At 64.8% G+C, this 12,605-nt stretch carries 12 protein-coding genes; 5 read left to right on the top strand and 7 right to left on the bottom strand.

Annotated features, from left to right (window positions below; genetic code table 11):
- Positions 1–14: 14 nt before the first annotated feature.
- Together P8R33_RS06495 and P8R33_RS06490 are read left to right on the top strand one after the other, a co-directional pair.
- Complete coding sequence (locus tag P8R33_RS06495) at positions 15–227, top strand: hypothetical protein (RefSeq protein WP_278328180.1); 213 nt, start codon at positions 15–17, stop codon at positions 225–227.
- Complete coding sequence (locus tag P8R33_RS06490) at positions 217–570, top strand: hypothetical protein (protein WP_278328179.1); 354 nt, start codon at positions 217–219, stop codon at positions 568–570. The genes P8R33_RS06495 and P8R33_RS06490 overlap by 11 nt, the downstream gene beginning before the upstream one ends.
- Positions 571–582: 12 nt before the next feature.
- Here the strand turns inward: P8R33_RS06490 and P8R33_RS06485 are convergent, their stop codons facing one another.
- Genes P8R33_RS06485 through P8R33_RS06455 form a run of 7 tightly spaced genes read right to left on the bottom strand, consistent with a single transcriptional unit; the run spans position 583 to position 7,310 of the window.
- The gene (locus P8R33_RS06485) at positions 583–1,521 is read right to left on the bottom strand and encodes a D-2-hydroxyacid dehydrogenase (protein WP_278328178.1); all 939 of its coding nucleotides are present in this window, start codon (positions 1,519–1,521) and stop codon (positions 583–585) included.
- A 34-nt stretch (positions 1,522–1,555) separates the two neighbouring features.
- The gene (locus tag P8R33_RS06480; protein ID WP_278328177.1) at positions 1,556–1,867 is read right to left on the bottom strand and encodes a DUF559 domain-containing protein; all 312 of its coding nucleotides are present in this window, start codon (positions 1,865–1,867) and stop codon (positions 1,556–1,558) included.
- Between the two features lie 2 nt (positions 1,868–1,869).
- Positions 1,870–3,360, bottom strand: coding sequence for a cysteine--tRNA ligase (gene cysS / locus P8R33_RS06475; protein ID WP_278328176.1), 1,491 nt, complete (start codon positions 3,358–3,360; stop codon positions 1,870–1,872).
- A 26-nt stretch (positions 3,361–3,386) separates the two neighbouring features.
- A complete protein-coding gene (locus tag P8R33_RS06470) occupies positions 3,387–4,061 on the bottom strand; it encodes a nitroreductase (RefSeq protein ID WP_278328175.1) in 675 nt (224 codons plus the stop codon).
- On the bottom strand, positions 4,058–5,884 hold the full coding sequence (gene cobT, locus P8R33_RS06465; RefSeq protein ID WP_278328174.1) for a cobaltochelatase subunit CobT: 1,827 nt from the start codon (positions 5,882–5,884) through the stop codon (positions 4,058–4,060). The genes P8R33_RS06470 and cobT overlap by 4 nt, the downstream gene beginning before the upstream one ends.
- 9 nt (positions 5,885–5,893) lie before the next feature.
- Positions 5,894–6,556, bottom strand: coding sequence for a fructose-6-phosphate aldolase (fsa, locus tag P8R33_RS06460; RefSeq protein ID WP_278328173.1), 663 nt, complete (start codon positions 6,554–6,556; stop codon positions 5,894–5,896).
- Between the two features lie 58 nt (positions 6,557–6,614).
- Positions 6,615–7,310, bottom strand: coding sequence for a DUF4197 domain-containing protein (locus tag P8R33_RS06455; RefSeq protein WP_278328172.1), 696 nt, complete (start codon positions 7,308–7,310; stop codon positions 6,615–6,617).
- 64 nt (positions 7,311–7,374) lie between these two features.
- Here P8R33_RS06455 and P8R33_RS06450 point away from each other — a divergent pair, with 64 nt between their 5' ends.
- The 3 genes from P8R33_RS06450 to P8R33_RS06440 all read left to right on the top strand — a co-directional run bounded on the left by P8R33_RS06450 (position 7,375) and on the right by P8R33_RS06440 (position 12,594).
- Complete coding sequence (locus P8R33_RS06450) at positions 7,375–9,540, top strand: primosomal protein N' (protein ID WP_278328171.1); 2,166 nt, start codon at positions 7,375–7,377, stop codon at positions 9,538–9,540.
- 33 nt (positions 9,541–9,573) lie between these two features.
- Positions 9,574–11,145, top strand: coding sequence for a cryptochrome/photolyase family protein (locus P8R33_RS06445; protein WP_278328170.1), 1,572 nt, complete (start codon positions 9,574–9,576; stop codon positions 11,143–11,145).
- Positions 11,146–11,214: 69 nt separating this feature from the next.
- A complete protein-coding gene (locus P8R33_RS06440; protein ID WP_278328169.1) occupies positions 11,215–12,594 on the top strand; it encodes an NAD-dependent succinate-semialdehyde dehydrogenase in 1,380 nt (459 codons plus the stop codon).
- The last annotated feature ends 11 nt before the right edge of the window (positions 12,595–12,605 follow it).

The following is a 12,605-nucleotide window of genomic DNA, read 5'->3' as shown; positions in this document are numbered from 1 at the left end:
TTGGGAGCCTTCGCATGCTGATCCGATCCATCGAGAAATTCCTGCGCCAGCACGAAATGGCGGCCACGAAGTTCGGCCGCCTCGCCGCGCATGATCCGCGATTCGTGCTCGACCTCAGGTTGGGGCGCGAGCCGCGCGACCGCACCGAGCAGCGCATCCGCGGCTTCATGGCCGGCTTCGAAGCTGCGCAAGACACCAGTGCGGTGGAGGCAGCCCATGTCGGTTGAGGCGAAACTCAAGCGCCCCGCCCGCGCCCGCCGCACATCCGGCGACCGTTTGCGCGAAGCTCTAATGACGCTGGCCCAGCATCATGCTCAGATTATCATGCATAGCGAGAAGGCCTGGGCCAGTATCACCTTCGCCGGCACGCGGCACTCGCTGGCGCTGGTGTTCGCAGGCGCGGACGCGGTCGAAGCGGGCGAGCATTTCGTGGCCGAGCTCCCCGATCACGAATTCGCTATTCCCGGCCAGCTGGTGGCCGATGCGACGATCATCGAAGTCGAACACCGCATTGTGCCCGACCCGCGGATGGTGGTGCAATGCGAGTTACTGTTGCTGGAGGACGCCTGAGCCGCCGTCCGGTCAGTAGCCCGCTTCGAGGTCCATTTGTGGCTGGACCGGTTCGCCCGCTTCCCAGCGCTGCAGGTTCTCGATGAAGCGGTCGGCGCTGCGCTGGAACATCTTCGTTTGCGCGCGGCCCGACAGATGCATGGTGACCTGCGCATTCTCGAGCTCCCAGAGGGGGTGATCTTTGGGAAGCGGTTCCGGATCGGTGACGTCCAGCAGGGCCGCCTCGATCTTCTGCTGTTCCAGCGCGGCGACCAAGGCGTCCTGATCGACCACATCGCCGCGCGCGATGTTCACCAGCACGGCATTGGGGCGCATGGCGGCCAGCTCGATTTCGCCGATCATGCCTTTTGTTTCTTCAGTCGAGGGAACGGCAAGCACGACCCAGTCGAACTCGCCCAGATTCTGGCGCCACTCGCCGGGTCGCAATGCGCCCTCCCCGCCCGAGCGGCGCACCGGCACCACGGTCATGTCGAAGGCTTGGAGCCGCGACTTCACCAGGCTGCCGATCGCACCCATGCCGAGCAGCAGGACCCGTTCGCCTGCCAGTTCGCGCTTGCCCGGGCTGTCCATCAGCCACTCCTTGCGGTCCTGCGCGCGCACCACCTCGCGATAGCCCTTCGCATGGGCGAGCATCAGCATGACGACATATTCGGCGATGGTCAGAGCATTGATGCCCACCCCGTTCGTGACGACCACGCCGCGTTCCTTCAGCAGGTCCAGTGGCATGAAATCGAGCCCGGCATAGATCGAATTAAGCCATTTGAGACTGGTCGCCGCCCTGGCGATCTCGATCATCGGGTCCTTTTCGTTGAGGTCGAACCAGCCGATCTCCGCTTCGGGCGCGAGGTCCAGCGCCTCTTGCTTACTTGCGAACCAATGCGGTTCCACCCATTCGGGCAGGCGCGGCTCGACCAGCGGGCGGATCAGGGCGGACAATACGGCTTTGGTCATCGGGCGGTTCTCCTCGGCCCGCCTTCTTGCCGGTTCAGACCGCCTTGGCAAACCGTTCGCGCCGCGGCTCGGCGATGTCGAGGATCGCATCGGCGACTTCGGAGGCGTTCTGCTTCACGTGGCTCGGCGGGACCTGCATGATGTCCACGCGGTTCGCTTCCTGCCAGGCATCGCGCGTGTCGTGCTTCGCGGTCTTGAACGGGTCGTCCTCGATCTCGACTGCGAGATGCGCATCCTCGCAATAGAACGGCAGGGTGAAGCCGTCGCCGGCATAATCGCGGACGAATGTCAGCCCCCGCGGCGCGTCTTTCAGATGTTCCCAGAGAAGCGCGTGCGGGTCTGCCATCGCTACAGTCTCCATTCCCATCCCAGCGGGTCGCCATCCATCACCTCGACGCCCTTTGCGGCCAGACTGTCGCGGATTGAATCGGAACTTGCAAAATCTTTTGCAGCGCGGGCTTCTTTACGGCGCTGAAGTTCGGCTTCGATCTCGGCCTCGGTGAGCTGCGCATCCTTCGGGCGAATGCGGAGATCGGTGCGCTCTAGCTCAAAGAGGTTCAGGCCAAGAGTACGCTCAAGCCTCTGCAAAGAATGCAATCGTGAAATAGGATACTCCGAATTCGATAAAGTGCCTTCGAACAGTGAGAGCGCTTTCGGAGTGTTGAGATCCTCGGAGATTGCCTTCTCAAAGTCCTTTTCGACCGCTGAGAAATCTGCCCCTGTGAGTGGGAGATCATTGTCTAAAGGTCGCAATTCGTCCTTGTTTATTGCAGCTGCTTTGCGGAGGCGCTCAACCCCTGCGATCATCCGCTTCAACCGCGTCAGGGCCGCTTGCAGGCCTTCCCAGCTGAACTCCAGCTCGCTGCGATAATGCGCCTGCAGGCACATCAGGCGATAGGCGAGCGGGTGGTAGCCCTTGTCGACCAGCAGTTGCAGTCGCAGGAATTCGCCCGCGCTCTTGCTCATCTTGCCCCCCTCCCCGTCTTTCCGGCGCTCGACGAGGAAGTTGTTGTGCATCCAGATGCGCGCGCCCGAATTGCGCGCGTCGTCGAGGCCATTCGTGCAGCAATAGGCCTGGTTCTGCGCGATCTCGTTCGGGTGGTGGATCTCGCGGTGGTCGATCCCGCCGGTGTGGATGTCGAAGGGAAAGCCGAGCAGCGCCTCGCCCATGACCGAGCATTCGAGATGCCAGCCGGGCGCGCCCCTGCCCCAGGGCGAATCCCATTCCATCTGCCGCGTCTCGCCCGCAGGCGTCTTGCGCCAGATCGCGAAATCGGCCTGGTTGCGCTTGCCCTCGACCGTGTCGATCCGGCCTTCACCGTCGTCCGTAACAGCGCGTGCCAGCCGACCGTAATCGGCCACAGTCGAGATATCGAAATAGAGCCCGCTCTCAAGTTCGTAGCAGTGCTTCTCGGCGATCCGCTCGCCCCACGCGATCATCGCCTCGACATATTCGGTGGCGCGCGGGTGCTGCTTGGGCTGCACGTTCAGCCGCGCCAGGTCGCGCTCGAAATCCTCCTGGTAGAATTTCGCGATGTCCCACGCGCTCTTGTTCTCGCGCGCGGCCATCTTCTCCATCTTGTCCTCGCCCTCGTCCGCATCGGAGGTGAGGTGGCCGACATCGGTGATGTTGATCACATGGGTGAGCTTGTAGCCCTTCCATTGCAGCACGCGCCCCAGCGTATCGGCGAAGACATACGCGCGCATGTTGCCGATGTGCTGGTAATTGTAGACCGTCGGCCCGCAGGAATAGACGCGCGCCTCGCCCTCGTGGATCGGCTGGAATTCCTCCAGCTGGCGGGTCAGCGAATTGAACAGCTTGAGCGGCGTATCGGTCATGGGCTGCGCATTAGGTCGCGCTGCGCCTACTGCCAACCCTCCCAGCGCACGGCCTCGTCGATGTCGGCGCGGCGGACCTCGAACCGGTTCACCGCCGCATCCTCGTCGCGGTAGCCGATGGCGACGCCGCAGAAGAATATGTGGTCCTCGGGAATATCGACCATCTCGCGGATTTGCGGGGAATAGACCGCCCAAGCCTCCTGAAAACAGGTGTCGAGGCCCTCTTCGCGGCAGAGCAGGCCGATGGTCTGGAGCCACATGCCGATATCGCTCCACTGCGGCGGGCCCATGTATTTGGGCGTATGGACCAGCATCAGCACCGGCGCGCCGAAGGCGCGGAAGTTGTTGGCGAACCACATCAGGCGCTTGCCCTTGTCCTCGCGGGAAATCTCGAGCGCGCCGTACATATCCTCCCCCACCCCGCGGCGGCGCTGCTCATAGGCACCGTCAAGCTCGGGCGGATAGATGTGATATTCGGGCGCATGCGCCGCGCGGCCCTTGGGAAACTCCTCGGCAATCCGGTCGAACAGCTTCTGCATCGGTTCGCCGGTGAGGACGATGCCGTGCCACGGCTGGGTATTGCCGCCGGAGGGCGAACGCTGCGCCTTTTCGAGGATGCGGGTCAGCGTCTCGCGCTCGACCGGCTGATCGGTGAACGCACGGACGGACCGGCGGGTCTGGACGGCTTCGGTGACGTTCACTTCTCAATCTCGAACAAATCGGCCAGCTGCTCGATGATCGTCCCGCCCAGTTGCTCGACGTCCATGATCGTCACCGAGCGGCGGTAATAGCGCGTCACATCGTGCCCGATCCCGATCGCCGCCAGCTGCACGGGCGATTGCTTCTCGATCCAGTCGATCACCTTGCGCAGATGGCTTTCGAGATAGCCGGCCTGGTTCACGCTCAGCGTGCTGTCGTCGACCGGGGCGCCGTCGGAGATGACCATCAGGATGCGGCGGTCTTCGGGGCGGCGGAGCAGGCGGTCGTGGGCCCAGAGCAGCGCCTCGCCGTCGATGTTTTCCTTCAGCAGCCCTTCGCGCATCATCAGGCCGAGGTTGCGGCGCGCGCGGCGCCAGGGCTCGTCGGCCTGCTTGTAGAGGATGTGGCGCAGATCGTTGAGGCGGCCGGGATTGGCGGGGCGGCCATCGGCAAGCCACGCCTCGCGTGACTGCCCGCCCTTCCACGCGCGGGTGGTGAAGCCGAGGATCTCGGTCTTCACCCCGCACCGCTCCAGCGTGCGCGCCAGGATATCGGCGCTGATCGCGGCAATGCTGATCGGCCGCCCGCGCATCGAACCCGAATTGTCGATCAGCAGGGTCACGACCGTGTCCTTGAACTCGGTATCGCGCTCGATCTTGTAGGAGAGCGCGTGGCCGGGGCTGACGACCACGCGGGTCAGGCGCGCGGCATCGAGCAGGCCTTCTTCCTGGTCGAAGTCCCAGCTGCGGTTCTGCTGCGCCATCAGGCGGCGCTGGAGGCGGTTGGCGAGCCGGGTGACGACGCCCTGCAGGCCCGCCAGCTGGCTGTCGAGATACTGCCGCAGCCGGTCGAGCTCCTCGTTGTCGCACAGCTCGGGCGCTTCGACGACCTCGTCGAACTTGTCGGTATAGGGCTTGTAGTCGAAGCCTTCGGGGATTTCGGTCCACGGGCGGTTCGGGCGGACGGGCTGCATGCCCTCGCCCTCCTCGTCCGAGGGATCGCCGTCGGACATTTCCTGCTCGCCTTCGACCTCCTGGTCGGCATCGCCCTCGGCCTCGCCATCGGTCACGTCGGAGCGCATATCGCTCGCCTGCGGTTCGGCGCCGCCTTCGTCCTCCTCGTCGGTATCCTCATCCTGCTCGGGGCTTTCGCCGTCGTCCTCGTCGCCATCCTCGGCGTCGGTCGCCTCGGGCGTGTCGGGCAAAGTCAGGTCGAGATGCCGCAGCATGTCGAGCGTCAGGTCCTGGAAGGCGGTCTGGTCATCGAGCACGCTTGCCAGATCGTCCATGTCGGTGCCGATCTTGGCGAGGATATCCTCGCGCACCATCTCGACCGCGCCCTGCGCCCGCTCGGGGATCGCCTCGCCCGTCAGGGCCTCGCGCAGCATCAGCGACAGCGCAGTCGGCAGCGGGACCTCGTTCGCCTCGTCGGCGCGGACGATGGGATCGGCATTGGTCCGCATCTCGACTGCCGAGCCGAGATTGTCGCGAATGCCTGCATAGCGCGTGGTGCCGATCGCCTCGTAGCGGACCTGCTCGATCGCATCGTAACAGGCGCGGGCGATCGGCTCGGCGGGCGCGCCCTTGGTGTGCAGCGCCTCGTTGTGATGGCGCAGCTTGAGCGCGAAACTGTCGGCGAAGCCGCGCGCCTCGGTCGCCTGTTCGCGCGGGAGCGTGCGGCCCGGCAGCGGCACGCGGAAGTTCTTGCCCGCCTGCGCCGGGGCGTCCGCACTCCAGGCGACTTCGACTTCCGGCTCGTTCGCCAGCGCACGGCTGGCACCGGTCAGCGCCTGTTTGAAACGATCGAGGGGGGTCTGGTCTGCCACGCGGCCTATTTAGGACGTCGGGATGGTCTGGCCAGTCTTTTCCCAGTCCTTCGTGAAGCCCTCGATGCCCTTGTCGGTCAGCACGTGCTTGAACAGCCCCTTGATGACGGCGGGGGGCATGGTCGCGACATCGGCACCGATGCGCGCGCTTTCGAGGACATGGACCGGATTGCGGATGCTGGCGACGAGGATCTCGGTCGTGAAGCCGGGATAGTTGTCGTAGATTGTGCGGATGTCGCGGATCAGCGCCATTCCGTCGAAGCCGTTGTCGTCATGCCGCCCGACGAAGGGCGAGACGAAGGTCGCGCCGGCCTTGGCCGCGAGCAGCGCCTGGTTGGCCGAGAAGCACAGGGTGACGTTCACCATGGTGCCGTCGCCGGTCAGCTTCTTGCAGGTCTTCAGCCCGTCGATGGTCAGCGGCACCTTGATGCAGACATTGTCCGCGATGCGGCGCAGCGTCTCGGCCTCTTTCATCATCGTGTCGTGATCGAGCGCCACGACCTCCGCGCTGACCGGGCCATCGACTAGGTCGCAGATTTCCCTGGTCACTTCCATGAAGTCGCGGCCCGACTTGGCGATCAGCGAGGGGTTGGTGGTGACCCCGTCGAGCAGGCCGGTGTCGGCCATTTCCTTGATGTCGGCGATGTCGGCGGTGTCGACGAAGAATTTCATTGCTGCGCGCTCCGGATTTGCGATTCCCGGTTGCCTTAGCGATGCGCCGCCCCTGCGGCTAGTACCCCGAACCGCCTCCGAACACGCCGATGATCAGCGGGTCGTTGGTCGCGCCGGGATCGCGGCGGATCGCGGCTTCCTCGTTACCGATCTCGCGCCAGATGGTATTGTCGATATTGTCGGCAAAGCGGGTGGTCGCGCCCGAGAGGTCGACGCCGGTGAGGCCGTTGATGAGCTCGCCGACCAGCGGATCGCTGGCGACACGCATCGCGGTGCCGAGTTCGGGCACCATCGCCTCGATCAACGTGCGGCCCATCGACTGGCGCAGGAAGGCGGTGGCCGCAGTCGGTCCGCCGCGCACAAGGTCGATCGCGTTCTGGATGCCGATGGTGCGCACCGCATCGGTCACCAGCGGCGCAGCGCGCTCCGCGCCTTCATAGGCGATGTCGCCGAAGGCGTTCTGCAACCGGTTCTTGAACAGGGCCGAGGTCAGGATGCGGTTGAGCACGTCGCCTCGCGTGCCGAGCAAATTGCCGAGGCCGAGCTGCGCGACCTGGTCGTCCCAGAACCCGTTCGACTGAAGCATGCGGTCGAAGGCGCGTTCGCTCGACAGGAACAGGATGCGCTGGACGGCATCGACCATGCTGAAGCCGGGCAGGCCAGCGCAGCCGGGCAGCGCCAGCGCCGCACCGCCGAGGGAAAGCCCGCCGAGAAAGGCGCGGCGTCCGGTAGGTCTCACAAGAATATCGGTCATATTTTCAGTCCTCATGCTTCCCACCCTTGTTTCCTCACTGTCGCGCCGCCCATATGGCCGCGCGATGAACCGTGTCCGCTGCCTCGTCCTCAATGCTGCCCTGGGTCCGCTGGACTACAAGGTGCCCGAGGGGCTGGAGGTCGGGCCCGGATCAGTCGTCGAATGCCCGCTGGGCCCGCGTACGGTCATCGGGATCGTCTGGGAAGCTGAACGGCTTCCCGGCAGCGAGGTTCCGGCGGAGAAGTTGCGGAATTTGCGCGGAGTTTTGCCTGTGCCCCCGCTGTCGGCTGCCCTGCGGCGGCTGATCGAGTGGACGGCGGACTATTACGTCGCTTCCCTGTCGAGCGTGGCACGGATGGCGCTGTCTTCGGGCGGGGCGCTCAAAGGCCCCGCGACGATGACCGAATACCGCCTGACCGGCGGCATGCCGGAGCGGATGACACCCCAGCGGCAAGCGGCCATGGAAGCGCTTGAGGGTGAGCAGGCCAATATCCGCGAACTCTCCGGTATCGCCGGTGTCAGCGAAGGCGTGCTGCGCGGGCTGGTCAATCAGGGCGTGCTCGAACCGGTCGAGGTCGATTGCGACCGGCCCTACCCCGATGCGCGGCCCGACTTCGCCCATGTCGAGCTGAGCGCGGAGCAGGCCGAGGCATCGGGCGTGTTCGCCGAGGCGGTTCGCAAGGCCGAGTTTGCCCCCTTCCTGCTCGACGGCGTGACCGGGTCGGGCAAGACCGAAACCTATTTCGAACCCGTCGCCGAGGCGTTGCGCATGGGCCGGCAAGTGCTGGTGCTGCTGCCAGAGATCGCGCTGACCGAAAACTTCCTCCATCGCTTCGAGGAGCGCTTCGGGACGGCCCCGGTCTTGTGGCACTCCTCGCTCAAATCGACCGAGCGGCGGCGGGCCTATCGCGCGGTGGCCCAGGGCACGGCGCAGGTCGTGGTCGGCGCGCGTTCGGCCCTGTTCCTGCCCTTCGCGCGGCTCGGCCTGATAGTGGTCGACGAAGCGCATGAGATCAGCTTCAAGCAGGAGGACGGCGTGCGCTACAATGCGCGCGACGTCGCCGTGATGCGCGCGCATTTCGAGCGTGTCCCGGTGGTCCTCGCCAGCGCCACGCCCGCTCTCGAAAGCCTGCAGATGGCCGAGAGCGGGATCTACGCCAAGATCGACCTGCCGAGCCGCTTCGGTGGGGCCGAATTGCCGAGCATCGACACGATCGACCTGACCGAAGAGAAACCGCCAACCGGCATGTGGCTCGCGCAGCGGCTGGTCGACGGAATCGAGGACCGGCTGGCCAAGGGCGAGCAATCGCTGCTGTTCCTCAACCGCCGCGGCTATGCGCCGCTGACGCTGTGCCGCAATTGCGGCTTTCGCTACCAATGCCCCAATTGCAGCGCCTGGCTGGTCGAGCACCGCTTCAGCCGCCGCCTCGCCTGCCATCATTGCGGCCACGAAACGCCCAGCCCGCAAGCCTGCACCGAATGCGGCGAGCCCGATTGCCTCGTCGCCTGCGGCCCGGGCGTGGAGCGGATCGCCGACGAGGTGGCCGAACGTCTGCCCGAAGCTCGCGTGTTCGTGGCGACATCAGACACGCTCAATTCGCCGGGCAAGGCAGCGGAGTTCATCGCCGCGGTCGAAGCGCGCGAGGTAGACGTGATCGTCGGCACGCAATTGGTAACCAAGGGGTTCCATTTCCCCGAGCTCACGCTGGTGGGAGTGGTCGATGCCGATCTCGGCCTCGAGGGCGGCGACCTGCGCGCGGGCGAGCGCACTTACCAGCAGGTCGCGCAAGTCGCAGGCCGCGCCGGACGCGGGACCAAGCCGGGCGAGGTTCTGATCCAGACCCGCCATCCCGAAGCCAGCGTCATCGCCGCTCTGGCAGATGGCGACCGCGATGCCTTCTACGAAGCCGAAACCGAAGCCCGCCGCCATGCCGGTGCCCCGCCTTTCGGTCGCTGGGCGGCAATCATCATCTCCAGCGAAGACGACGCCGAAGCGCGCGAGGCCGCCAACCGCCTCGGCGCATTCCGTCCGCAGGTGGAGGACTGCATGATCCTCGGCCCGGCACCCGCGCCCATGGCGCTGCTCCGCAATCGCTACCGCTATCGCTTCCTCATCAACGCGCGCCGCAGCGTGCAATTGCAGGACGTGATACGCGGCTGGCTGCGGCAGGTCGATCACCCGCCCGGCGTGCGCGTGGCGGTGGATATCGATCCCTACAGTTTCGTCTGAGGCACCGGCGGCCTGATTGCGCGTTCCCCCGCCATGGCAGACACCTCCGAAGGCCCCGTCCTCGTCCCCATCCTCGGCGACCAGCTGACCCGCGACCTCGCCTCGATCAGGGGCCGGACGAAGGACGATACCGTCATCCTGATGATGGAGGTCTGGGACGAGGCAACTTACGTCAAACACCACAAGCAGAAGATCGTCCTGATCTTTTCCGCCATGCGCCACTTCGCCGAAGAGTTGCGCGATGCCGGCTGGACGGTCGATTACGTTAAGCTGGACGCCGAGGACAATGCCGGAAGCTTCACCGGCGAAGTTGCTCGCGCAGTGGAAGAGCATTCTCCGCGCGCCATCCATGTGGTCGAGCCCGGCGAATGGCGCGTGCGCGAGGCGATGGACCAATGGGCGGACAAGTTCCCCTGCGAGGTGGAAATCCTGCGCGACGACCGCTTCATCTCCACCCAAGCCGAATTCGACGACTGGGCCGATGACCGCAAGGAAATGCGGATGGAGTATTTCTATCGCGAGATGCGCCGCAAGACCGGCTTACTTATGGATGACGGCAAGCCCAAGGGTGGTGAGTGGAACTACGACAGCGAAAACCGCAAGCCGCCCAAGGACGGCATGACGTCGCCCGAGCGCCCCAAGTTCGAACCCGACGGCATCACGCAGGACGTCATCGAACTGGTCGAGGACCGCTTCGGTGATCATTTCGGCAGCCTCAAGAAATTCCGCTGGCCGGTGACGCGCGACGAGGCGGAGGAAGCCGCCGACGCTTTCTTCGCCGAGCGGATCGAGCACTTCGGCCCCTATCAGGACGCGATGGTCTGCGGTGAGGACGACCTTTACCACTCCATGCTGTCGACCAGCATCAATCTCGGCCTGCTCGATCCGCTGGAACTCTGCCGGCGCGCCGAGCAAAGCTACAAGGACGGCAAAGCCCCGATCAATTCGGTCGAGGGCTTCATCCGCCAGATCATCGGCTGGCGCGAATATGTCCGCCGCTTCTACTGGCACCAGATGCCGCATCTGCAGGAAGCCAACGCGCTCAACGCCCAGCGCGGCCTGCCGGAATTCTACTGGACCGGCGAGACCGATATGCGCTGCCTTGCCGACTCGATCCGCTCGACGAGCGACAATGCCCATGCGCATCACATCCAGCGGCTGATGGTGCTCGGTAATTTCGCGCTGCTAGCGGGCATCGACCCGCGCGAGGTTCAGGACTGGTACCTCGTCGTCTACGCCGATGCCTATGAGTGGGTCGAGCTGCCGAATGTCTCCGCCATGATCCTCTATGCCGACGGCGGGAAGCTGGCGTCCAAACCCTATGCGGCTTCCGGCAATTACATCAACAAGATGAGCGACTACTGCGCCAACTGCTCGTACTCGGTCAGCAAGAAGACCGAGGAGAACGCCTGCCCGTTCAACTCGCTCTACTGGCATTTCATGGACCGCCACCGCGACCGGCTGGAGAAGAACGCGCGCATCGGGCGGATCTATTCGACCTGGGACCGGATGGATGGCGACAAGCGCCAGGCCTATCTCGACCGGGCGGAAAGCTTTCTCGGTAGCCTGACCCCGGCGGACAAGGCCTGGGCGCGCGCCGATTGAGACAGGCCGCAGGAACGCCGCTCGCCTCCCGACCATTGGTTAACCGAAACCAAGATCGAAAGGGGGACCATGTCCAGCATTACCACCGTCAACCCCGCCACCGGCGAAGATATCGAAACCTACCAGCAGCTGTCGAAGGACGATGCCTTCGCCAAGGTGGAGGCATGCCACAAAGCCTTCACCGAATGGAAGCTGCGCAGTCTTGAGGATCGCGCCGAAGTCATCAAGGGCCTCGGCAAGGCCCTGCGGGACAATAAGGAAGAGCTGGCCCAGCTGATGACCCGCGAGGTCGGCAAGCTGATCGGCGACAGCCGGGACGAGGTCGAGCTGTGCGCCGCGATTTGCGACTACACCGCTGCCAACGGCCCCAAGGAACTGGCCGACGAGCAGCGCGACCCGAACAATGCCGCGCGCGGCATCGTCACCTATTCCCCGATCGGCGTGGTCTACGGCATCCAGCCGTGGAACTTCCCCGCCTATCAGGTCATCCGCTATGCCATCGCCAGCCTCATGGCCGGCAATGGCGTGCTGCTGAAGCACTCCTCGCTATGTACCGGCAGCGGTCTGATGATCGAGAAAATCTTCAAGGACGCAGGTCTGCCCGAGAACCTGTTCACCGTGCTGGTGATCGACCATGATACGTCGGACGAAATCATCGAGCACGACAAGGTCCGCGGTGTCACGCTCACTGGCTCGGACGGCGCCGGCCGCCATATCGGCGAAAAGGCCGGCAAGGCGATCAAGAAGACCGTCCTCGAGCTCGGCTCCAATGACGCCTACATGGTGCTGGAGGATGCCGATCTCGACAAGGCGGCCGAGGTCTGCGCGCAGGCGCGCCTCTACAACAACGGCCAGACCTGCATCAACGGCAAGCGCTTCATCGTGACCGACAAGGTCTACGACGCCTTCCTCGAGAAGTTCGTCGCGCGTTTCGAAGGCGTGGAGCTTGGCGATCCGACCGACGAGAACAGCGACATGGGCCCGATGTCGTCCTCCGACCTGCGCGACGATTTGCAGGACCAGGTGGACAAATCGGTCAAGAATGGCGCGAAGATCGCCTGCGGCGGTAGCGTCCCCGACAAGAAGGGGGCCTGGTATCCCGCAACCGTTCTCACCGATGTCGCGCCCGGCCAGCCTGCCTATGACGATGAATTGTTCGGCCCCGTAGCCAGCGTCATCCGCGCCAAGGATGACGAGGACGCCATGCGCCTTGCGAACGACAGCCGCTATGGCCTGGGCGGCGGCATCCTGTGCGGCGACACCGAACGCGCGATCGAGCTGGCCTCGAAGCATTTCGACACCGGCATGGTCTACATCAACACCTACGGCGTGGCCGATCCCTCGATGCCTTTCGGCGGCGTGAAGAACTCCGGCTACGGCAAGGAACACGGCGGCTTCGGCGTCAAGGAGTTCGTCAACGCAAAGGCAATTTTCGTCGGCGCCGAGTGATGCGGCCGGGA

This window comes from Qipengyuania flavescens, from assembly GCF_029688735.1.
Lineage (GTDB): Bacteria > Pseudomonadota > Alphaproteobacteria > Sphingomonadales > Sphingomonadaceae > Qipengyuania.
Note: the sequence above shows the minus strand (reverse complement) of the source record. Positions and strands in the feature narration are given on the sequence as shown.